At 58.1% G+C, this 22,444-nt stretch carries 18 protein-coding genes and 2 pseudogenes; 15 read left to right on the top strand and 5 right to left on the bottom strand.

The window, feature by feature from the left end:
* Positions 1 to 101: 101 nt before the first annotated feature.
* A complete protein-coding gene (locus ACZ9BB_RS20335; RefSeq protein WP_476215686.1) occupies positions 102 to 1,793 on the bottom strand; it encodes a lactate permease LctP family transporter in 1,692 nt (563 codons plus the stop codon).
* 262 nt (positions 1,794 to 2,055) lie between these two features.
* Between ACZ9BB_RS20335 and ACZ9BB_RS20330 the strand changes: the two genes are divergently transcribed.
* On the top strand, positions 2,056 to 2,823 hold the full coding sequence (locus tag ACZ9BB_RS20330; protein WP_476218363.1) for a GntR family transcriptional regulator: 768 nt from the start codon (positions 2,056 to 2,058) through the stop codon (positions 2,821 to 2,823).
* 148 nt (positions 2,824 to 2,971) lie between these two features.
* Here the strand turns inward: ACZ9BB_RS20330 and smpB are convergent, their stop codons facing one another.
* Complete coding sequence (gene smpB / locus ACZ9BB_RS20325) at positions 2,972 to 3,454, bottom strand: SsrA-binding protein SmpB (RefSeq protein WP_007993569.1); 483 nt, start codon at positions 3,452 to 3,454, stop codon at positions 2,972 to 2,974.
* Positions 3,455 to 3,572: 118 nt separating this feature from the next.
* Here smpB and ACZ9BB_RS20320 point away from each other — a divergent pair, with 118 nt between their 5' ends.
* Genes ACZ9BB_RS20320 through ACZ9BB_RS20310 form a run of 3 tightly spaced genes read left to right on the top strand, consistent with a single transcriptional unit; the run spans position 3,573 to position 5,725 of the window.
* Entirely contained in the window at positions 3,573 to 4,976 is a 1,404-nt protein-coding gene (locus ACZ9BB_RS20320) for a sodium-dependent transporter (protein ID WP_476215683.1), read from the top strand.
* Positions 4,977 to 4,983: 7 nt separating this feature from the next.
* Positions 4,984 to 5,418 carry a type II toxin-antitoxin system RatA family toxin gene (locus ACZ9BB_RS20315; RefSeq protein WP_095055594.1) on the top strand — a complete coding sequence of 145 codons (435 nt, stop codon included), beginning with the start codon at positions 4,984 to 4,986 and terminating at the stop codon, positions 5,416 to 5,418.
* Entirely contained in the window at positions 5,411 to 5,725 is a 315-nt protein-coding gene (locus ACZ9BB_RS20310; protein ID WP_476215681.1) for an RnfH family protein, read from the top strand. The genes ACZ9BB_RS20315 and ACZ9BB_RS20310 overlap by 8 nt, the downstream gene beginning before the upstream one ends.
* A gap of 61 nt (positions 5,726 to 5,786) precedes the next feature.
* Here the strand turns inward: ACZ9BB_RS20310 and ACZ9BB_RS20305 are convergent, their stop codons facing one another.
* The gene (locus tag ACZ9BB_RS20305) at positions 5,787 to 6,314 is read right to left on the bottom strand and encodes an outer membrane protein assembly factor BamE (protein ID WP_008005485.1); all 528 of its coding nucleotides are present in this window, start codon (positions 6,312 to 6,314) and stop codon (positions 5,787 to 5,789) included.
* A gap of 97 nt (positions 6,315 to 6,411) precedes the next feature.
* Between ACZ9BB_RS20305 and fur the strand changes: the two genes are divergently transcribed.
* Entirely contained in the window at positions 6,412 to 6,816 is a 405-nt protein-coding gene (gene fur, locus ACZ9BB_RS20300; RefSeq protein WP_003197684.1) for a ferric iron uptake transcriptional regulator, read from the top strand.
* 75 nt (positions 6,817 to 6,891) lie between these two features.
* On the opposite strand, the gene recN is transcribed toward fur, so the two are convergent.
* On the bottom strand, positions 6,892 to 8,565 hold the full coding sequence (recN, locus tag ACZ9BB_RS20295) for a DNA repair protein RecN (RefSeq protein ID WP_476215678.1): 1,674 nt from the start codon (positions 8,563 to 8,565) through the stop codon (positions 6,892 to 6,894).
* Positions 8,566 to 8,806: 241 nt separating this feature from the next.
* Between recN and grpE the strand changes: the two genes are divergently transcribed.
* The 8 genes and pseudogenes from grpE (at position 8,807) to ACZ9BB_RS20255 (ending at position 19,274) form a co-directional block, all read left to right on the top strand.
* Complete coding sequence (grpE, locus tag ACZ9BB_RS20290; protein WP_007900531.1) at positions 8,807 to 9,373, top strand: nucleotide exchange factor GrpE; 567 nt, start codon at positions 8,807 to 8,809, stop codon at positions 9,371 to 9,373.
* Positions 9,374 to 9,475: 102 nt separating this feature from the next.
* A complete protein-coding gene (gene dnaK / locus ACZ9BB_RS20285) occupies positions 9,476 to 11,392 on the top strand; it encodes a molecular chaperone DnaK (protein WP_476215676.1) in 1,917 nt (638 codons plus the stop codon).
* Between the two features lie 298 nt (positions 11,393 to 11,690).
* Positions 11,691 to 12,816 (top strand): annotated as a pseudogene (gene dnaJ, locus ACZ9BB_RS20280) (molecular chaperone DnaJ).
* A gap of 9 nt (positions 12,817 to 12,825) precedes the next feature.
* Positions 12,826 to 13,632 (top strand): 4-hydroxy-tetrahydrodipicolinate reductase, encoded by an 807-nt coding sequence (gene dapB / locus ACZ9BB_RS20275; protein ID WP_008067200.1) that lies wholly within the window; start codon positions 12,826 to 12,828, stop codon positions 13,630 to 13,632.
* Positions 13,633 to 13,891: 259 nt separating this feature from the next.
* Positions 13,892 to 15,028 (top strand): glutamine-hydrolyzing carbamoyl-phosphate synthase small subunit, encoded by a 1,137-nt coding sequence (carA, locus tag ACZ9BB_RS20270; RefSeq protein WP_476215674.1) that lies wholly within the window; start codon positions 13,892 to 13,894, stop codon positions 15,026 to 15,028.
* A gap of 117 nt (positions 15,029 to 15,145) precedes the next feature.
* Positions 15,146 to 18,368: pseudogene (gene carB / locus ACZ9BB_RS20265) on the top strand (carbamoyl-phosphate synthase large subunit).
* Positions 18,365 to 18,841, top strand: coding sequence for a transcription elongation factor GreA (gene greA, locus ACZ9BB_RS20260; RefSeq protein WP_218440744.1), 477 nt, complete (start codon positions 18,365 to 18,367; stop codon positions 18,839 to 18,841). The pseudogene carB and the gene greA overlap by 4 nt, the downstream one beginning before the upstream one ends.
* 28 nt (positions 18,842 to 18,869) lie before the next feature.
* Positions 18,870 to 19,274: an MFS transporter gene (locus ACZ9BB_RS20255; protein ID WP_476215671.1), complete on the top strand. Its 405-nt coding sequence runs from the start codon at positions 18,870 to 18,872 to the stop codon at positions 19,272 to 19,274.
* Positions 19,275 to 19,283: 9 nt separating this feature from the next.
* Here the strand turns inward: ACZ9BB_RS20255 and ACZ9BB_RS20250 are convergent, their stop codons facing one another.
* Positions 19,284 to 19,592 (bottom strand): YhbY family RNA-binding protein, encoded by a 309-nt coding sequence (locus ACZ9BB_RS20250; RefSeq protein ID WP_305423615.1) that lies wholly within the window; start codon positions 19,590 to 19,592, stop codon positions 19,284 to 19,286.
* Positions 19,593 to 19,693: 101 nt separating this feature from the next.
* On the opposite strand from ACZ9BB_RS20250, the gene rlmE reads away from it, so the two are divergent.
* Positions 19,694 to 20,323 carry a 23S rRNA (uridine(2552)-2'-O)-methyltransferase RlmE gene (rlmE, locus tag ACZ9BB_RS20245; protein ID WP_007900501.1) on the top strand — a complete coding sequence of 210 codons (630 nt, stop codon included), beginning with the start codon at positions 19,694 to 19,696 and terminating at the stop codon, positions 20,321 to 20,323.
* A 202-nt stretch (positions 20,324 to 20,525) separates the two neighbouring features.
* On the top strand, positions 20,526 to 22,436 hold the full coding sequence (ftsH, locus tag ACZ9BB_RS20240) for an ATP-dependent zinc metalloprotease FtsH (RefSeq protein ID WP_476215668.1): 1,911 nt from the start codon (positions 20,526 to 20,528) through the stop codon (positions 22,434 to 22,436).
* Positions 22,437 to 22,444: the final 8 nt, after the last annotated feature.

The following is a 22,444-nucleotide window of genomic DNA, read 5'->3' as shown; positions in this document are numbered from 1 at the left end:
TATAGAGAGGGAAGCTTTCAGCAGCCTTGCAGACCCGGTTGTGAATAGCTGACGCCGGGGGCGTAACCCGGCGTCGGTTTTTTCCGTGTCGTGTGTAGTTCTTAGTGCACCAGCATGCCGGGGAACCAGTAAGCCTGAGCCAATGTGATCAGGCCGACGATCGTTGCAAAGAATAGGCTGTGCTTGAGGGTGAAGCGGAACAGATCCGATTCTTTGCCCACCAGCCCGGTCGCGGCGCAGGCCACGGCGATCGATTGCGGCGAGATCATCTTGCCGGTCACCCCGCCGCTGGTGTTCGCGGCTACCAGCAAGGTGTCGTTGACGCCGATCTGGTGCGCGGTAGTCGCTTGCAGCGAGCTGAACAATGCGTTGGATGAGGTATCGGAGCCGGTCAGAAACACGCCGAGCCAGCCGAGGAATGGCGAGAAGAACGGGAATGCCGCGCCGGTGCCTGCCAGTACCAGGGCCATGGTCGACGACATGCCTGAGTAGTTGGTGACGAAGGCAAAGGCCAGCACCATGCCGATGGACAAAATTGGCCAGCGCAGTTCGTAGAACGTTTCTTTCAAAGTGGTCAGACCAATTTTTATATTGACCTTCAGCACCAGCATCGAGATCAGCGCGGAGAAGAAAATCGCCGTGCCGGTCGCGGAAATCGGATCAAGCTTGAACACTGCTGGAATCGCCGTCGGGGCCGTCACGATCGGGGCGACCTTGATCACCATTTGATCCAGGTGCGGAATCGCGAAGTTGAACACCCAGCTATACATCGAGCCGCCCGCAGCGAACATGGCCTTGAACGGTTTCAGCGTCCAGATGGTGACCAATACGGTGAGGATCAGGAACGGCGACCAGGCTTTGAAAATTTCCCCCAGGCTGTAAGGCGAAGCCACGGTGGTGCGCGGTTGGCCGAAACCACCGGTGCTGGCCACCACGGAAGCCGAGACGGCGCCGACGATGTGTTGGCCGGCGGCGCGTTTTGGCTGCCAGACTTTCAGGAACAGCGTCAGAGAAATCAGGCTGACCAATGCCGAGGTGATGTCTGGCAGTTCCGGGCCGATGAAGTTCGAGGTGAAGTACTGGGTGATGGCGAAGCTCAAGCCGGCCACCAGTGCGGCCGGCCAGGTTTCCCGAACGCCGCGCAGGCCGTCCATCATGAACACCAGCCAGAACGGTACGAACAACGACAGCAATGGCAGTTGGCGGCCGGTCATGGCGCCGATCTTGAACGCGTCGATGCCAGTGACTTGCCCGGCAACGATGATCGGAATCCCCAGGGCACCGAAGGCCACTGGCGCGGTATTGGCGATCAGGCACAGGCCGGCGGCGTACAGCGGGTTGAAGCCCAGTCCCACCAGCAGCGCGGCGGTAATCGCTACCGGCGCACCGAAACCGGCTGCACCTTCCAGGAACGCGCCGAAGCAGAAACCGATCAACAGCACTTGCAGGCGCTGGTCGTCGGTGATCGACAGCACCGAGCTGCGGATCACTTCGAACTGGCCACTCTTGACCGTCAGTTTGTAGAGGAACACCGCCGCCACGATGATCCACGCAATCGGCCACAAGCCGTAGGCGAAGCCATACCCGGCAGCGGCGAAAGCCATATCGACCGGCATATGGAAGGCAAAGATTGCCACGACAATGGCCAAGGCCAGGGTAATGCTGCCGGCCACATGTCCTTTGAGGCGGAACACGGCCAAGGCGAGGAAGAAAAATACGATGGGGATGACGGCCGCGAGTGCGGACACGCCGAGACTGCCGAGCGGGCTGTAGAGCTGTTGCCAGGTTTGCATATGGGGTGGCCCCTAATTGTTGTTGGTCAGGCACTGGTCAGCGTTCTTGGTTAATTGGTAATACCAATTTACAATCGCTGTTGGCTAGGGTAAAAGCCTTGTATGCGGTGTGTCAATTTGCCGCCCTAGAACTTTTGTCGAATGAGCGGTGCAGAACGCATCTGATCTGTTCGATCAAGCGTCGTCTGGTAGGTGCTGGCGCACCGTCAATAGGCCAGAATAGAGAGCCCGGCGAGCCGCCGGGATCGTGGAGAATTGAGTGATGGGGTTTGATCAGATTCGGCAGCGCCGTTTGTCTGACGATATTGTCGAGCAGCTCGAGGGGATGATCCTCGAGGGCACCTTGAAGGCGGGTGAGCGCTTGCCGGCAGAGCGTGCGTTGGCCGAGCAGTTCGGCGTGTCACGTCCTTCGTTGCGCGAAGCGATTCAGAAACTGACGGCCAAAGGGCTGCTGGTCAGTCGTCAGGGCGGCGGCAACTATGTGGTGGAATCCCTGGGCTCGACGTTCAGCGATCCGCTATTGCATCTGCTGGAAAGCAACCCCGAGGCCCAGCGCGACTTGCTGGAGTTTCGTCATACGCTGGAAGCCTCTTGTGCTTACTACGCTGCATTGCGCGCAACCGAGGTGGATCGCGAGCGGCTGACGGCGGCGTTCGACGAGTTACAGGACTGCTATTCGCGCCATGACGAAGTGAGTCGGGCGGAAGAGGGCGCGGCGGACGCAAAGTTTCACTTGGCAATCGCCGAAGCCAGCCATAACGCTGTGTTGCTGCACACCATTCGCGGGCTGTTCGACCTGCTCAAGCGCAACGTGGTGACCAACATCGGCGGCATGTACAAACAGCGCGCCGAAACCCGTGACATGCTGATCGCGCAGCACCGGGAGTTGTACCTGGCGATTATCGAGGGGCATGCGGAGCAGGCGCGGGAAGTTTCCAGTCGGCACATTTTGTATGTGCAGGAAGTGCTGGAAGAGGTGCGTCAGGAAGTGCAGCGTGTGGCTCGGGCGGAGCGGCGCAAGGGGATGTAATCAGCTTCTCTGTGGCGAGGGAGCTTGCTCCCGCTGGGGCGCGAAGCGGCCCCCAGGCCAGCACTGTTAAGCAGATCGTTTACGACTGCTTCGCAGCCGAGCGGGAGCAAGCTCCCTCGCCACAAAAGCCGCGATAAGGCAGGAAAAATTACTCTTCCTTGCCCTTGTTGCGCACCGCACGCTGCAACTCGCGACCGGCGTCGCGTTCGCGTTCGGTATCGCGCTTGTCGTATTCCTTCTTGCCCTTGCCCAGAGCGATCTCGCACTTGACCATGTGCTTGCTCCAGTACCAGGACAGGCACACGCAGGCGTAACCTTTTTGCTGCACGGCTGCGGCCAGCTTTTCCAGCTCGCGCCGGTTGAGCAGCAATTTTCGGGTGCGGACCGGATCGGCAATGACGTGGGTGCTGGCGGTGGTCAGCGGAGTGATGTGGCTGCCGAGCAGCCAGGCTTCGCCATCCTTGAGCAGTACGTAACTGTCAACCAGTTGTAGCTTGCTTGCCCGCAGACTTTTTACTTCCCAGCCGGCCAGGACCAGACCAGCCTCGAACCGATGTTCGATGAAGTAATCGTGTCGCGCCTTTTTGTTTTGCGCGATGGTCCCTGTTGGGTGTTTCTTCTGTTTAGCCATAGGGGCGGCATTATATGGAGTTACACGGCTGTCGGCTACGGTGTCGCTACGTGCTTGAGCAGGTTGATTGAATCCCGGACAATGCGGCCTCTTTTTTGAACGCTTGGGCGTGATAACGATGTCGACAGACAAGGTTTCTGTCCACGGCAGTTGGGCTAGCCGCTGGGTCTTCATACTCGCCGCGACCGGTTCGGCCGTGGGTTTGGGTAGTATCTGGAAATTCCCTTACATGGTCGGCGTCTATGGTGGCGGAGCGTTCGTGCTGATGTTCCTGGCCTGCATCGCGCTGATCGGTGTGCCCGTCATGCTGGCCGAAACCCTGATTGGCCGGCGCGCGCGGCAGAGCCCGGCTAACGCCTTGAAGGTCCTGGCGCTGGACGCGGGGCATTCGGCGAAGTGGTCCTGGGGCGCATTTGCCGGGATGATCACGGCGTTGTTGATCCTGTCTTTCTATAGTGTGGTCGGCGGTTGGTCGCTGGATTACATCATCGACATGGGGCGTGGCGATTTCCAGGGGGCGACGCCTGATCAGGTCGGTGCCTACTTCGGCAATGTGATCGCCGACCCTTGGCGTCTGACACTTTGGCACACGATTTTCATGCTCCTCTCCGCCGTGGTGATCGCCAAAGGTGTAGTCGCCGGGCTGGAGCGCAGCCTTCGGATCATGATGCCGCTGCTGTTCGTGATGGTGATTGTCCTGCTGGGCTACAGCATGACCACCGGCCATTTCATGGAGGGCGTGCATTTCATGTTTGACTTCCACCCTGAAAAAGTACTCGACGGCTTGCTGCCGGCCATGGGGCACGCGTTTTTCTCCCTGAGCGTGGGCGTCGGTTCGATCATGATCTACGGTGCTTATATGCCGAAGAGCTCATCGATTTCCGGCACCGTTGTCGGTGTGGCACTGCTCGACACTTTCGTTTCCCTGGTGGCCGGTCTGGCATTGTTTCCGATTGTGTTCGCTGCCGGCTTGAACCCGAGTGAAGGCCCTGGCCTGATGTTCGTCAGCCTGCCATTTGCCTTCGGTAACGTAGCGTTCGGCCAGTTGATGGGCGTAGTGTTCTTCGTGCTGGTAGCGATTGCGGCCTGGAGTTCGGCGATTTCCCTGCTCGAGCCGATGGTGGCTTACCTGGTTGAGCGCACGAAGATCAGCCGCGCCTGGGTCACCTTCTGGCTGGCATTCATCTGCTGGTTCGTCGGCTTGGGCACTGTGTTTTCTTTCAATATCTGGAAGCAAGCCAAGTTTTTCGTGAACGAAGGCGCAATGTTCCATCTCTACCAATGGGGAGCAGCCGGTGGCCTGGACTTCTTTGGTGTGATCGACTTCTTCACCTCGCGGATCATGTTGCCACTCGGTGGTTTGTGTTTCGTGGTGTTTGCGGGCTGGGTGATGGGGCGTGAAGCGGTGCGCGACGAATTGTTGATCCGCCGTCCGGTGCTGTTCGCCCTGTCCCTGTTCTTGATGCGCTATGTGGCGCCCATCGGCATTCTCGTAGTGTTTGCCGCCCAGCTGTGGAAGTAACGCTGACATGACGACACACATTCAACGTTCGGCCCTGCTGCCGTATCCGGCACAAGCGCTTTATGACCTGGTCAACGACGTGGCGCGCTATCCGGAATTCCTGCCGTGGTGCTCGTCGGCCGAAGTCCTGGAGAGCTCGCCTGAGCTCATGCGTGCCAGTGTCGGCGTGGCCAAGGGTGGCCTTAGCCAGCATTTCGTGACGCGTAATACCCTGGTGCCCGGGCGTTCGATCGAGATGAACCTCGAGGAAGGTCCGTTCAGCCAGTTGCATGGCGTCTGGGTGTTCAAGCCGTTGGGTGAGAAGGCCTGCAAGATCAGTCTGGACTTGTCGTTCGACTACTCGGGGCCGCTGGTACGCGCGACATTGGGGCCTTTGTTCAATCAGGCGGCAAATACGCTGATGGACGCGTTTTGCCAGCGTGCGAAACAGATGCATGGTTGACGCCATGGTCAAGGTCGAAGTGGTGTATGCCGCTGTTGATCGTCAGGTGCTGCTGACCGTAACGGTGCCGGCGGGCGCAACGGTGCGGGATGCATTGCTCAAATCCGGGCTGAGCAGCGAGTTTCCTGAGTTGGATCTGGTCAGTTGTCCGGTTGGCATCTTCGGCAAAGTCATCGCTGAGCCGGCCATTCATCCTCTTCACGCAGGGGATCGCATTGAGATTTACCGGCCGTTGCTGGCGGATCCGAAGGAAGTTCGTCGGTTGCGTGCAGCCAAAGCGGCCGAGGCCAAAGCCCGGAATCAGTGATTCGGTTAAACGCCAGGCAATAAAAAACCCGGATATTCCGGGTTTTTTATTGCGTCGCAAATTATTGCGGCGAGGTTTCCAGCGGTTCTGGTGTCGGGACCGGGACGGTTTCTACGTTGTCCACGTCCTTCTGGATCTGATCCAGCAACGAACCTGGCTTGACCGGCTTTTCTGGTTTCGGCTTCTCGGCGTTTTCTGCCGGCGCGGTCACGGTGGTACCGCTGTCCTTGCCGAGAATGGCCTCGTCGCGGCTCACGCCTGGCATGAAATCGCCAGAGAGGCTGACAAGTTGGTCATTTGGGTTGAAGATAACGCTAATGCGTTCCTGTTGGCGTTCACCGCCACCGGGTTGCAAGCTATACAGATAATCCCAGCGATCGGCATGGAACGTGTCGGTCAGCAGAGGGTTGCCCATGATAAACCGTACTTGCCGGCGGGTCATTCCCGGGCGTAACTGGTCTATCATGTCCTGCGTGACGACATTGCCCTGCTGGATGTCGATTTTGTAAACCCCGGGGAATGAACAACCGGCGAGTGCGAGCAGTCCCACAAAGGTGAAACTGGTTAGCAAGAGCTTGGTGTTTTGCATCGGTGGGCGACTTCCACTATCTTGGCTGGGACAACGTAAACGCCGATCATACCCGCATTAAGAGAAGCTGCGAAGCAGCATCGCGAGAAAGCTGACCATGGTTGAAAATAGCGAACTACGCAAAGCCGGCCTCAAAGTGACCCTTCCACGGGTCAAAATTCTGCAAATGCTCGATTCCGCCGAGCAACGCCACATGAGTGCCGAGGATGTCTACAAGGCGCTGATGGAGGCTGGTGAGGACGTCGGTCTGGCCACGGTTTACCGTGTTCTGACCCAGTTCGAGGCAGCTGGCCTTGTGGTGCGACACAACTTCGATGGAGGCCATGCGGTCTTCGAGCTGGACGACGGCAAGCATCACGACCATATGGTCAACGTCGAGACCAGTGAAGTGATCGAATTCTTCGACGAAGAAATCGAGCGGCTGCAGAAAGCAATCGTCGACAAGTATGGCTTCGAGATGGTTGATCACAATCTTGTACTGTACGTGCGCAAGAAAAAGTAAGCATGTCGCGCGAACTTCGGGTTCGCGAAACGAACGAAGGCGACCCCAGGGTCGCCTTCGTGCTTTCTGCCGTTCTTAAATTTTCGCGGTGACGACCATTTTCTTCGCGTGGGCCAAGGACTCCTTGGTGAGGTCGATGCCGCCCAGCATCCGCGCCACTTCTTCGACACGATCATTCTTGCTCAGTTTGGAGACGGCCGTATGCGTAGCCTCCTCACCGCGGACCTTGTGCACGAATAGATGTTGATGCCCTTGCGCTGCCACTTGCGGCAAGTGAGTCACGGTCAACACCTGTCCGCGTTCCCCGAGGCGTCGCAGCAATTGGCCGACAATCTCGGCCGTCGGGCCACCGATACCCACGTCCACTTCGTCGAACACCAGTGTCGGTACGCGCGATGTCTGTGCGGTGATTACCTGAATCGCCAGGCTGATACGCGACAGCTCGCCACCCGATGCCACTTTGGCCAGAGCTTTCAAAGGTTGCCCTGGGTTCGCACTGACCAACAGCTCTACCTGTTCGAGCCCATTGGGCAGCAATTCATCGCTGCTGTTAGGGCGCAGTTCGATGGTGAAGCGCCCGCCAGGCATGCCCAGGCGCTGGATTTCCTGTTCCACGGCGCTGGCCAGATTGTTCGAGGCTTGATGGCGCAGGTCGCTCAATTCCCGAGCCTTCTCCTGATAATGGCGGCCGTAGGAGGCCAGCTCATCACTCAGTCGTTCGATAGATTCGTCATTGGCATTCAGGGTTTCGATTTCATCGAGCAGTTTCTGCTGCATCTCGGCGACTTCGGTCGGCTGGATGCGGTGTTTGCGCGCCAGGGTATAAATGGCATCGAGGCGCTCTTCCAGGTACTGAAGACGTGCCGGGTCAGCATCAAAATTGTCGAGAAAACGGTTCAGCTCGCCCACGGCCTCTTCAACCTGGATCTGCGCGCTGGTCAGCAGGCTGCTGGCTTCGCCAAGGGCACCGATCGAATTATTCACGCTCGACAAGCGGTTGAGGCTGGCGGTCAATGCATTCAATACATTGCCGGAATCGCTTTCGCTGCATTGTTCGACCACTTGCCGACAAATGCCCAGCAAGGTTTCGGCGTTGGTCAGGTTCTTGTGCTCTTGTTCCAGCTGTTCCAACTCGTTTTCGCCGAGGCCGAGATTTTCCAGTTCTTCGAGTTGATAGCTGAGCAACTGATGACGAGCGCGCTGTTCGTCGCCGGAGTTGGAGAGGCGCTCCAGTTCCTGACGGGTCTGACGCCAGCGTTGGGCGGCCAGTTGCACCTGGCGGGCCAGGTCCGTGGCGCCGGCGTACTCGTCGAGCAGGCGGCGGTGGGTATCGGTCTTGAGCAGGGATTGGTGCTCGTGCTGGCTGTGGATGTCGATCAGCAGCTCGCCCAGGGCCTTCAGGTCGCCGAGGGGGCAGGGTGTGCCATTGATGTAGCCGCGTGAGCGACCTTCGGCGGTGATCACTCGCCGCAGAATGCACGGGCCGTCGTTCTCGAGGTCGCGCTCGGCCAGCCAGGCGCTGGCTTCCGGGATGTCGACGAGGTCGAACGTAGCCAGGATATCGGCCTTGTCGGCACCCGGGCGGACCACGCCGCTGTCGGCGCGATCGCCCAGGGTCAGGCCCAGGGCGTCGAGCATGATCGACTTGCCGGCGCCGGTTTCCCCTGTGATCACGCTCATCCCGCGATCGAGTTCAAGATCGAGATGTTCAACAATGGCGTAGTTGTGTACGGACAGGTGCACCAGCATAAAGGCCGCTCCCAGGCTTTAGGTCTGGTTATTTATACAGTGTTTTGTTTCTGGCTGACAATGCCCCCTCTTAGGTCGATTTGCTTGATTGAAAGAAATCCTTAGCGCGTAGAGGAATGACAATGCATCTGTTTTTTGTAGGGTTAATCATCAAATACCCCTTGAAGCTGAATTTTGCGGCCCCATATACCGGGGCAGAAGCGCGAGTTGAGCTCGCGGACGATATTGGAAGGAGAAATCTATGGCTGACGAACAGACAGTGGATACGCAAAATCTAGACGCCAACCAGGGCCCCGAGGCTTCGGGTGAAGACCTGGCGGCTCGTGTACAAGTGCTCGAAGAGCAATTGGCTGGTGCGCAGGATCAGGCTTTGCGTGTAGCCGCCGATCTGCAGAACGTCCGCCGTCGTGCCGAGCAGGACGTGGAAAAAGCTCACAAATTCGCCCTGGAAAAGTTCGCTGGCGACCTGCTGCCGATCATCGACAGTCTGGAGCGCGGCCTGGAGCTGTCCAACCCTGACGACGAAAACATTCGTCCGATGCGCGAAGGGATCGAGCTGACCCTGAAAATGTTCCAGGACACCCTGAAGCGCTATCACCTGGAAGCGATCGATCCTGAAGGCGAACCCTTCAATGCTTCGCACCATCAGGCAATGGCCATGCAGGAAAGCGCCGACGTCGAGCCAAACAGCGTGCTCAAGGTATTTCAGAAGGGCTACCAGCTTCACGGTCGCCTGCTGCGCCCGGCCATGGTTGTGGTCAGCAAGGCCCCTGCGCCGGTTTCGCCTTCGATTGACGAGCAGGCTTGAAATTAGCCGCAAGGCCCCCATTTAGAAGTCAAGCGTTTAAGTGCTACCGCAGTCAGCCACCACTGCTGCGGCATCCAAATCCAAAGTTTCGGGAGAGTGAACATGGGCAAAATTATCGGTATCGACCTGGGGACTACCAACTCCTGCGTCTCCGTGCTGGAAAACGGCAAGGCCAAAGTTATTGAAAACGCTGAAGGCGCGCGTACCACGCCGTCGATCATCGCTTATGCCAACGATGGCGAAATCCTGGTTGGCCAGTCGGCCAAGCGTCAGGCAGTGACCAATCCGCATAACACCCTGTACGCGGTGAAGCGTCTGATCGGTCGTCGTTTCGACGAAGAAGTCGTACAGAAAGACATCCAGATGGTCCCTTACAAGATCGTCAAGGCTGACAACAGCGACGCCTGGGTTGAAGTGAACGGCCAGAAAATGGCTCCGCCACAAATCTCGGCTGAAATTCTGAAGAAAATGAAGAAGACCGCCGAAGACTACCTCGGCGAGCCTGTGACCGAAGCGGTGATCACCGTTCCGGCCTACTTCAACGACAGCCAGCGCCAAGCCACCAAAGACGCCGGTCGCATCGCGGGTCTGGACGTTAAACGTATCATCAACGAACCAACCGCAGCCGCTCTGGCTTACGGTATGGACAAGGCGAAAGGCGATCACACCGTGATCGTTTACGACTTGGGCGGCGGTACTTTCGACGTTTCCGTGATCGAGATCGCTGAAGTCGATGGCGAGCACCAGTTCGAAGTATTGGCCACCAACGGCGACACTTTCCTGGGCGGTGAAGACTTTGACATTCGTCTGATCGACTACCTCGTCGACGAATTCAAGAAAGAAAGCGGCATGAACCTCAAGGGTGACCCGCTGGCCATGCAGCGCCTGAAAGAAGCTGCCGAGAAAGCCAAGATCGAACTGTCCTCGAGCCAGTCGACCGACGTGAACCTGCCGTACATCACTGCAGACGCTACCGGTCCTAAGCACTTGAACGTGAAAATCTCCCGCGCCAAGCTTGAAGCGCTGGTGGAAGACCTGGTTCAGCGCACCATCGAACCTTGCCGCATCGCGATGAAAGACGCCGGCATCGACGTTGGTTCGATCAACGACGTGATCCTGGTTGGCGGTCAGACCCGCATGCCATTGGTTCAGAAGCTGGTGACCGATTTCTTCGGTAAAGAAGCACGTAAAGACGTCAACCCTGACGAAGCTGTTGCCATGGGTGCTGCTATCCAGGGCGCAGTATTGGCCGGTGACGTAAAAGACGTTCTGCTGCTCGACGTCAGCCCGCTGACTCTGGGTATCGAAACCATGGGTGGCGTGATGACCGCGCTGATCGAGAAAAACACCACGATTCCTACCAAGAAGTCGCAAGTGTTCTCGACTGCCGACGACAACCAGAGCGCTGTGACCATTCACGTGCTGCAAGGTGAGCGTAAGCAAGCCACACAGAACAAGTCCCTGGGCAAGTTCGACCTGGCCGAGATTCCACCAGCACCACGTGGCGTGCCACAAATCGAAGTGACCTTCGACATCGACGCCAACGGCATCCTGCACGTAGGCGCGAAAGACAAGGCTACCGGCAAGACTCAGTCGATCGTGATCAAGGCCAACTCCGGTCTGTCCGAGGAAGAAATTCAGCAGATGGTTCGTGATGCTGAAGTGAACGCTGAAGAAGACCGCAAGTTCGAAGAGCTGGCCAGCGCCCGTAACCAGGGCGACGCACTGGTTCACTCGACGCGCAAAATGGTCGCTGATGCTGGCGACAAAGTGAGCGCTGAAGAGAAGACTGCAATCGAAGCAGCGGTAGTTGCCCTGGAAACCGCCATCAAGGGCGATGACAAGGCAGCTATCGAAGCCAAGGTTGAAGAGCTGTCCAAGGTCTCCGCGCCAGTGGCTCAGAAAATGTACGCCGAGCAGGCTCAGCCAGCTGAAGGCGCGGCACCGCACGACGAAAAAGCCGAAAAAGCTGATGACGTTGTCGATGCTGAGTTCGAAGAAGTCAAAGACCACAAGTAAGTTGTTGGTCGCCCGGTTGACTGCCTTCAGGCGGTGACTGGTAGGATGTCGCCGCGCGGGAGCTTGCTCCCGCGTTGGCGTGTCTGGAGTTAGCGAATTTTTACAGCATGCGACAACCGTTCGGGTGCTGATGGTATGGCCGGAAATGCTCCTGCTTTTCGAGTCAAAAGTACCGCATTGAATCAAAGACCAGGATCGTTGAATTGACGTGAGTTGGGTCCGGGCCTGTATTGGGGCTCAACGAGTTTGGCGAGGCTCAGGAGAGGTTTGCCGAACGTCCTTAAGAGTGCAAAGACTTATGGCAAAGCGTGACTATTACGAAGTATTGGGTGTTGAGCGTGGTTCAAGCGAAGCGGACCTGAAAAAGGCCTACCGTCGCCTGGCGATGAAGCACCACCCGGACCGTAATCCCGATGACAAAGCGTCGGAAGATATGTTCAAAGAGGCCAACGAGGCCTACGAAGTGCTGTCCGATTCCAGCAAGCGCGCGGCCTATGACCAATACGGTCATGCCGGTGTCGACCCGAGCATGGGTGGCGGCGGTGCCGGGTTTGGCGGTCAGAACTTCTCCGATATCTTTGGCGATGTCTTCAGTGACTTCTTCGGTGGCGGTCGCGGCGGTTCCCGTGGTGGTGCTCAGCGCGGCAGCGACCTGCGTTACACCCTGGAGCTGAACCTGGAAGAAGCGGTGCGCGGCACGACCGTGAATATCCGTGTTCCGACACTGGTCAACTGCAAGCCGTGCGACGGCTCGGGCGCCAAGAAAGGCTCCTCGCCGATCACTTGCCCGACCTGTGGCGGGATTGGTCAAGTACGCATGCAGCAGGGCTTCTTCTCGGTGCAGCAGACCTGCCCGCGCTGCCATGGCCAGGGCAAGATCATTTCCGATCCGTGCGATTCCTGCCACGGCGAAGGTCGCGTCGAAGAGTACAAGACCCTGTCGGTGAAAGTGCCGGCCGGTGTCGATACCGGTGACCGTATTCGTCTGTCTGGTGAAGGCGAGGCGGGGGCGCAGGGTGGCCCGACCGGCGACCTGTACGTGGTAATCAATGTGCGCGAGCACGCGATCTTCCAGCGTGACGGCAAGCACTTGTTCTGCGAAGTGCCGATCAGTATTCGTCGACGCAGCGCTGGGCGGCGAACTGGAGATCCCGACCCTCGATGGTCGAGTCAAGTTGAAGATCCCTGAAGGGACTCAGACCGGTAAGCAGTTCCGTGTTCGCGGCAAAGGTGTTGCGCCGGTTCGCGGCGGCGGTGCTGGCGACCTGATGTGTCGCGTGGCGGTCGAAACCCCGGTCAACCTGGGTCGTCGTCAGCGCGAATTGCTGGAAGAGTTCCGCAGCTCCCTGGCGGACGACAACAGTCATTCGCCGAAAACCACTGGTTGGTTCGAAGGCGTGAAGCGCTTCTTCGGCGATTTGTAAGGAGTGAGCATGCGACGTATAGCTGTGATGGGCGCCGCCGGCCGCATGGGCAAGATCCTGGTCGAGGCGGTACAGCAACGCGCGCCGCTTACCGGTCTGACGGCAGCCATTGTGCGCCCCGGTAGCACGCTGATTGGCGTGGATGCCGGTGAGCTGGCATCGCTGGGCCGAATCGGTGTGCCGCTGTCCGGTAAGCTGGATGCGGTGGCCGATGAGTTCGATGTGCTGATCGACTTCACGCTCCCGGAAGTGATGCTGAAAAACCTGGAGTTCTGCCGTAAGGCGGGCAAGTCCATGGTGATCGGCACCACTGGGCTGGACGCTGCGCAGAAGCAGTTGCTGGCCGAGGCGAGCAAGGATATTGCGATTGTGTTCGCGGCCAATTTCAGTGTCGGTGTAAACCTGTCGCTGAAACTGCTCGATATGGCGGCTCGTGTGCTGGGTGATGAGGCTGACATCGAAATCATCGAGGCTCATCATCGGCACAAGATCGATGCGCCTTCAGGCACGGCTCTGCGGATGGGCGAAGTGATCGCCAGTGCGCTGGATCGTGATCTGCAGAAGGTGGCGGTCTATGGTCGCGAAGGCCATACCGGTGTGCGCGAGCGTGAAACGATCGGTTTTGCCACGGTTCGTGGTGGTGATGTGGTCGGTGATCACACGGTGTTGTTCGCCTGTGAGGGTGAGCGACTGGAAATCACCCACAAGGCATCCAGCCGCATGACCTTCGCTAAGGGAGCGGTACGTGCAGCTTTGTGGCTGGATGGTCGTGAGCCAGGCCTCTATGACATGCAAGACGTGCTCGATCTGCGTTAAGATGCAGCCGAAATCGGGTTCAAACGTTGGGTTTGAGCCCGGTTTTAAACCGCCAAGCGACGTCCTGTCGCATTCCTCGGCCTTTAAGGCTCATTGGCGGTAGACCAAAAATGCCTTTTTCTGTAAGCTACAGCTTTAGTGTGTCCACTAAAAGCGCGCAGAATAATTCAGTGAACAAGCGGGGTGACGTGTCCATACGTCACTCCGCTTTTTTACAACCTGCGATCGCCCTTTCAGGCTTTATTTACGGGAGGTCTTCTTGACTAAGCCAGCCATACTCGCCCTTGCTGATGGCAGCATTTTTCGCGGCGAAGCCATTGGAGCCGACGGTCAAACCGTTGGTGAGGTGGTGTTCAACACCGCAATGACCGGCTATCAGGAAATCCTTACCGATCCTTCCTACGCCCAACAGATCGTTACCCTGACTTACCCGCACATCGGCAACACCGGCACCACGCCGGAAGACGCCGAGTCCGATCGCGTCTGGTCCGCTGGCCTGGTCATCCGTGACCTGCCACTGGTTGCGAGCAACTGGCGCAACACGATGTCGCTGTCCGACTACCTGAAAGCCAACAACGTTGTGGCTATCGCCGGTATCGACACCCGCCGCCTGACACGCATCCTGCGTGAGAAAGGCGCGCAGAACGGCTGCATCATGGCTGGCGACAACATTTCCGAAGCAGCTGCCATTGCCGCCGCCCAGGGCTTCCCTGGCCTCAAAGGCATGGACTTGGCAAAAGTCGTCAGTACCAAAGAGAAGTACGAATGGCGCTCGACTGTCTGGGATTTGAAAACCGACAGCCACGCGACCATCGACGCTTCCGATCTGCCGTACCACGTGGTGGCCTACGACTACGGCGTCAAGGTCAACATCCTGCGCATGCTGGTCGAGCGCGGTTGCCGCGTGACCGTGGTGCCAGCTCAAACGCCAGCGGCTGATGTTCTGGCACTGAAACCGGACGGCGTGTTCTTGTCCAACGGCCCAGGTGACCCTGAGCCATGCGACTACGCGATCCAGGCCATTAAAGACGTGCTGGAAACCGAGATCCCGGTATTCGGTATCTGCCTCGGCCACCAACTGCTGGCCCTGGCCTCCGGCGCCAAGACCCTGAAAATGGGCCATGGCCACCACGGTGCCAACCACCCGGTCCAGGATCTGGACAGCGGTGTGGTGATGATCACCAGCCAGAACCACGGTTTCGCGGTAGACGAAGCGACCCTGCCAGGCAACGTTCGGGCGATCCACAAATCGCTGTTCGACGGTACCCTGCAAGGCATCGAGCGTACCGACAAGAGCGCTTTCAGCTTCCAGGGTCACCCTGAAGCCAGCCCTGGCCCGAACGACGTAGCGCCACTGTTTGATCGCTTCATCAACGAAATGGCCAAGCGACGCTAATCGCTCGCCCTGATGTAGCGAAGCCTGAGGGCGGTCCCGATACCGGCGGCCCCCTCAAGGCTTCAGAGATTGAACAAGACGGCTTGCCGACTGACCTGCGGATTTGAGTGACAACCCATGCCAAAACGTACAGACATTAAAAGCATCCTGATTCTCGGCGCTGGCCCGATCGTGATCGGCCAGGCCTGCGAATTCGACTACTCCGGCGCCCAGGCCTGTAAAGCCCTGCGCGAGGAGGGCTACCGCGTCATCCTGGTGAACTCCAACCCGGCGACCATCATGACCGACCCGGCCATGGCCGACGCCACTTACATCGAGCCGATCAAATGGCAGACCGTTGCCAAGATCATCGAGAAAGAGCGTCCGGACGCACTGCTGCCGACCATGGGTGGCCAGACCGCTCTGAACTGCGCCCTGGACCTGGAGCGCGAAGGCGTTCTGGAGAAGTTCGGCGTAGAAATGATCGGCGCCAACGCTGACACCATCGACAAGGCCGAAGACCGTTCGCGCTTCGACAAGGCGATGAAATCCATCGGTCTGGACTGCCCGCGTTCGGGTATCGCCCACAGCATGGAAGAGGCCAACGCGGTTCTCGAGCGTCTGGGCTTCCCGTGCATCATTCGCCCGTCCTTCACCATGGGCGGCACCGGTGGCGGTATCGCTTACAACCGTGAAGAGTTCGAAGAAATCTGCGCTCGCGGTCTGGACCTGTCGCCGACCAAAGAGCTTTTGATCGACGAATCCCTGATCGGCTGGAAAGAATACGAGATGGAGGTTGTCCGCGATAAGAAGGACAACTGCATCATCGTCTGCTCCATCGAAAACTTCGACCCGATGGGCGTGCACACCGGTGACTCGATCACTGTTGCGCCAGCACAGACCCTGACCGACAAGGAATACCAGATCCTGCGTAACGCCTCCCTGGCGGTATTGCGCGAGATCGGCGTGGAAACCGGCGGCTCCAACGTCCAGTTCGGCATCTGCCCGAACACTGGCCGAATGGTGGTCATCGAGATGAACCCGCGGGTATCCCGTTCCTCGGCTCTGGCATCGAAAGCCACTGGTTTCCCGATCGCCAAGGTCGCGGCCAAACTGGCTGTGGGTTACACCCTGGATGAGCTGTCGAACGACATCACCGGTGGCAAGACTCCGGCGTCCTTCGAACCGTCCATCGACTACGTCGTGACCAAGCTGCCGCGCTTCGCTTTCGAGAAGTTCGCCAAGGCTGACGCGCGCCTGACCACGCAAATGAAGTCGGTCGGCGAAGTCATGGCCATCGGCCGGACCTTCCAGGAATCCCTGCAGAAAGCTCTGCGCGGTCTGGAAGTGGGTGTTTGCGGTCTGGACGAGAAGCTCGACCTGAGCAACCCGGAAAGCATGAGCATCCTCAAGCGTGAACTGACCGTGCCGGGCGCCGAGCGCATCTGGTACGTCGCCGATGCGTTCCGCGCCGGCCTGTCGGTCGAAGACATCTTCGGCATGAACATGATCGACCCTTGGTTCCTGGTGCAGATCGAAGATCTGATCAAGGAAGAGGAGAAGGTCAAGACCCTGGGCCTGTCGGCAATTGATCGCGACCTGATGTTCCGCCTCAAGCGCAAAGGTTTCTCCGATCAGCGTCTGGCCAAGTTGCTGGGTGTGACCGAGAAGAACCTGCGTACTCACCGTCATAAACTGGAAGTGTTCCCGGTCTACAAGCGCGTTGACACCTGCGCCGCCGAGTTCGCCACCGACACTGCCTACCTGTACTCCACTTATGAAGAGGAGTGCGAAGCCGCGCCATCGGGTCGCGACAAGATCATGATCCTGGGTGGCGGTCCTAACCGTATCGGCCAGGGTATCGAGTTCGACTACTGCTGCGTACACGCTGCACTGGCGCTGCGCGATGACGGTTACGAAACCATCATGGTCAACTGCAACCCGGAAACCGTTTCCACCGACTACGACACCTCCGATCGCCTGTACTTCGAACCAGTGACCCTGGAAGACGTGCTGGAAATCGTCCGCGTCGAGAAGCCCAAAGGCGTGATCGTCCAGTACGGCGGCCAGACTCCGTTGAAACTGGCCCGTGCCCTGGAAGCTGCTGGTGTACCAATCATCGGTACCAGCCCTGACGCCATCGACCGTGCCGAAGACCGTGAGCGCTTCCAGCAGATGGTTGAGCGCCTGAACCTGCGTCAGCCGCCTAACGCCACCGTGCGCAGTGAAGACGAAGCGATTCGTGCCGCTACCAAGATCGGTTACCCGCTGGTGGTTCGTCCGTCCTACGTGTTGGGCGGTCGTGCGATGGAAATCGTCTACGAAGAAGAAGAGCTCAAGCGCTATTTGCGTGAAGCGGTTCAAGTGTCCAACGACAGCCCGGTGCTGCTGGACCACTTCCTCAACTGCGCGATCGAAATGGACGTGGATGCGGTCTGCGACGGCAAGGATGTGGTGATCGGCGCGATCATGCAGCACATCGAACAGGCCGGCGTTCACTTCCGGTGACTCCGCATGCTCCCTGCCTCCGTACTCGCTGCCTGCACATATCCAGGACGAGATGCGCGAACAGGTCAAGAAAATGGCCCTGGAACTGGGCGTGATCGGTCTGATGAACGTTCAGTTGGCGCTGCAAGGCGAAGACATCTACGTCATCGAAGTCAACCCGCGCGCTTCCCGTACCGTACCGTTCGTCTCCAAGTGCATCGGTGTGTCCCTGGCGATGATCGCGGCTCGTGTGATGGCCGGTAAAACCCTGAAAGAAGTCGGTTTCACCAAAGAAATCATTCCGAACTTCTACAGTGTGAAAGAGGCGGTATTCCCATTCGCCAAATTCCCTGGCGTAGACCCGATCCTGGGCCCGGAAATGAAGTCCACCGGTGAGGTGATGGGCGTGGGCGACACCTTCGGCGAAGCCTTTGCCAAAGCCCAGATGGGCGCCAGCGAAGTGCTGCCGACTGGCGGTACCGCGTTCATCAGTGTGCGTGATGATGACAAGCCACTGGTTGCAGGCGTGGCCCGTGATCTGATCAACTTGGGCTTCGAAGTGGTCGCCACTGCCGGTACTGCCAAGCTGATCGAAGCCGCAGGCCTGAAAGTGCGTCGTGTGAACAAGGTGACCGAGGGTCGTCCGCACGTGGTCGACATGATCAAGAATGACGAAGTCACCTTGATCATCAACACCACCGAAGGTCGCCAGTCGATCGCCGATTCCTACTCCATTCGTCGTAATGCCCTGCAGCACAAGATTTATTGCACCACTACCATTGCTGCTGGCGAAGCTATCTGCGAAGCGCTGAAGTTCGGTCCCGAGAAGACCGTGCGCCGCTTGCAGGATCTACACGCAGGATTGAAGGCATGATCAAATACCCAATGACGGTCCAGGGCGCGAAAGCCCTGGAGGAAGAACACGCTCATCTGACCAAGGTCGTCCGTCCGAAGTTGAGCCAGGACATCGGTACGGCCCGCGAGTTGGGTGATCTGAAGGAGAACGCCGAATACCACGCTGCTCGCGAGCAGCAGGGTATGGTCGAGGCGCGGATTCGTGACATCGAAGGCCGGATTCAGAATCAGGTCGTCATCGATGTCACGACCATCCCTCACACCGGCAAAGTGATTTTCGGTACTACCGTCGAGATCGCCAACGTCGAGACTGATGAGCGCGTCACTTACCACATCGTGGGTGAGGATGAGGCTGACTTCAAACTCGGCAAGATTTCGGTCGGTTCGCCACTTGCCCGTGCCTTGATTGCCAAGGAAGAGGGTGACGTGGTGGCGGTCAAAACGCCGGGTGGCGTTATCGAGTATGAGATTGTCGAAGTTCGCCACATCTGAAAGAAGGCGCCCGCTACGTGCGGGCGCCATGCTTTGGCAGCTGACCCAGATGTTGTGGGTTGGCGGCCTGTGGTTGTTGCACATCGGTCTGCTGCCGGTGCTGGGGCGAATAGGCCTGGCGCCGCTGCTGATCGACGAAATTGCAGGCATGCTGAATGCGCTGATGGTGGGGTTTGCCGCAGCGTGTGTGGTTTTTCAGGCTTTGGTGCTGATTCAGGCCGAGGGCCTTGCCAGTCTATGGCGAGATGTTCGCGGGCAACTGCTGATGATGGCGTTGTATGCGTGTGCGATGTTCTTCGCGGTGCACGCAGGCTGGCCGGAGGCGGTGCAATGGCAGCTGTTCAGCTATCTTGTTCTGGGCTTTTCCGGGCTGGTGCTGGTAATGCAACCGGTGCCTGGGTGGAGTGTCAGGGTGCGCGAAGCACACCCTTGACCCTTGTCATCACTTGAAGCGATGGACGTTCGACAGCTGCTTGTTGACGCTGAAGTTCTTGCGATAAATCAGTGCCATCTTGCCGATGACCTGAACCAGATCTGCTTTGCCGACCTTGCAGAGTTCTGCAATGGCTGCCAGGCGCGATTCGCGATCGAGGATGTTGAGCTTGATTTTGATCAGCTCGTGATCCGCCAGCGCGCGTTCAAGTTCGGCTAACACACCTTCAGTCAAACCGTTGTCAGCCACAATCAAAACTGGTTTCAGATGGTGGCCAATGGATTTGTACTGTTTCTTCTGCTCTTGAGTGAGCGGCATAATCTGACCCTTTAGTCTGGATTCTGTAAAATGGCGGCCATTTTACCCGAGGGTTCGTGGATCCGCCCAATTAATCACGACCCTTATCATCGAGGTGCCCAATGGCGCGTTCCAAGACAAGCCTTGGTTGGCTGAAAAGACATGTCAATGATCCCTATGTGAAGCAGGCGCAGAAGGATGGTTACCGCTCGCGTGCGAGTTACAAGCTTCTGGAGGTCCAGGAGAAATACAAGCTGATCCGTCCGGGTATGAGCGTTGTCGACCTGGGTGCGGCGCCCGGCGGCTGGTCGCAGGTCACTAGTCGGCTGATCGGTGGTCAGGGGCGTCTGATCGCCTCGGACATCCTGGAAATGGACAGCATTCCGGACGTGACTTTCATCCAGGGTGACTTCACCCAGGACGAAGTGCTCGCTCAGATCCTTGAAGCCGTGGGTAATTCGCAGGTGGACCTTGTGATTTCCGATATGGCCCCCAATATGAGTGGTACGCCTGAGGTGGACATGCCAAAAGCCATGTTTCTATGTGAGCTGGCTCTTGATCTGGCGGCTCGGATACTCAAGCCGGGTGGTAATTTCGTGATCAAGGTGTTTCAGGGCGAAGGGTTTGATGCTTACGTGAAGGACGCTCGTCAGAAATTCGACAAGGTTCAGATGATCAAGCCGGACTCTTCCCGTGGCAGTTCCCGCGAGCAATACATGCTGGCTTGGGGCTACCGCGGCCGTAGTGAGTAAATCGAGGTTTTTTTGCGGGTCGATAGGATTTTCGTATTTCGCCCCGCGAGCATTAGCGAATATTGTGTAGAAAGTGTTTCACAAAGGGTTACAGACGGCGCCTGCCAGAGTCGTAGGTAATGTAGTAAGTTAGGCCGGTGAATATCATGCGAAGCGCGCGCCATTAGCGGAGCTTGCTTCAGAGGGTAGTTAATTGAACGATATGGCAAAGAATCTGATCCTGTGGTTGATCATCGCGGCTGTCCTGGTGACAGTGATGAACAACTTCTCCAGCCCTAATGAGCCGCAGACCCTCAACTATTCCGACTTCATCCAGCAGGTCAAGGATGGCAAGGTCGAGCGCGTAGCAGTTGACGGCTACGTGATTACCGGCAAGCGCAACGATGGCGACAGCTTCAAGACCATTCGTCCGGCAATCCAGGACAACGGTCTGATCGGCGACCTCGTGGACAACCACGTTGTGGTTGAAGGCAAGCAGCCTGAGCAGCAAAGCATCTGGACTCAGCTCCTGGTTGCAAGCTTCCCGATCCTGGTGATCATCGCCGTGTTCATGTTCTTCATGCGGCAGATGCAGGGCGGTGCTGGTGGCAAAGGTGGGCCGATGAGCTTCGGCAAGAGCAAGGCGCGCCTGCTCTCCGAGGATCAGGTGAAAACTACCCTGGCTGACGTTGCCGGTTGCGACGAAGCCAAGGAAGAAGTGGGTGAGCTGGTCGAGTTCCTGCGCGATCCAGGCAAGTTCCAGCGCCTGGGCGGTCGCATTCCTCGCGGCGTGCTGATGGTCGGTCCTCCGGGTACCGGTAAAACCTTGCTCGCCAAGGCAATTGCCGGCGAAGCCAAAGTGCCGTTCTTCACTATTTCCGGTTCCGACTTTGTCGAAATGTTCGTTGGTGTCGGTGCCAGCCGTGTTCGTGACATGTTCGAGCAGGCGAAGAAGCATGCGCCATGCATCATCTTCATCGATGAAATCGACGCCGTCGGTCGCCACCGTGGCGCCGGCATGGGCGGCGGTCACGATGAGCGCGAACAAACCCTCAACCAGTTGCTGGTAGAGATGGACGGCTTCGAAATGAATGACGGCATCATCGTCATTGCTGCGACCAACCGTCCAGACGTACTGGACCCTGCTTTGCTGCGTCCGGGTCGTTTCGACCGTCAGGTCGTGGTCGGCCTGCCGGATATCCGTGGTCGTGAGCAGATTCTCAAAGTCCACATGCGCAAAGTGCCAATGGGTGAGGACGTCGCTCCGGCCGTGATCGCTCGCGGTACTCCTGGTTTCTCTGGTGCCGACCTGGCTAACCTGGTGAACGAGGCGTCGTTGTTCGCAGCCCGTGCCGGCAAGCGCATCGTCGAAATGAAAGAGTTCGAACTGGCCAAAGACAAGATCATGATGGGTGCCGAGCGCAAATCCATGGTCATGTCCGAGAAAGAGAAGCAGAACACTGCTTATCACGAAGCCGGCCACGCTATCGTCGGCCGCGTCGTACCTGAGCACGACCCGGTCTACAAGGTGTCGATCATTCCGCGCGGCCGCGCACTTGGTGTGACCATGTTCCTGCCGGAAGAAGATCGCTACAGCCTGTCCAAGCGTGCACTGATCAGCCAGATCTGCTCGCTATACGGCGGTCGTATCGCAGAAGAGATGACCTTGGGCTTCGACGGCGTCACCACTGGTGCGTCCAACGACATCATGCGTGCCAGCCAGATTGCACGGAACATGGTGACCAAGTGGGGGTTGTCGGAAAAACTCGGTCCGTTGATGTACGCCGAAGAAGAAGGCGAAGTGTTCCTCGGTCGTGGCGGTGGTGGCCAGCATGCCAGCTTCTCCGGCGAGACAGCCAAACTGATCGATTCCGAAGTGCGCAGCATCATTGACCAGTGCTACGGAACCGCCAAGCAGATCCTCACGGATAACCGTGACAAGCTTGACGCTATGGCGGATGCCTTGATGAAGTACGAGACGATCGATGCCGATCAGATCGATGACATCATGGCGGGTCGCACGCCTCGCGAACCTCGCGATTGGTCTGGCGGCAGCGATACTTCCGGCACGCCTCCCGTGGTGCAGGATGGGCGTCCGGAAACACCCATCGGTGGCCCGGCTGCTGATGTATAAGGTTTGAA

The organism is Pseudomonas sp. TE3552 (assembly GCF_056278945.1).
This window is presented reverse-complemented; position numbering and strand designations above follow the sequence as displayed.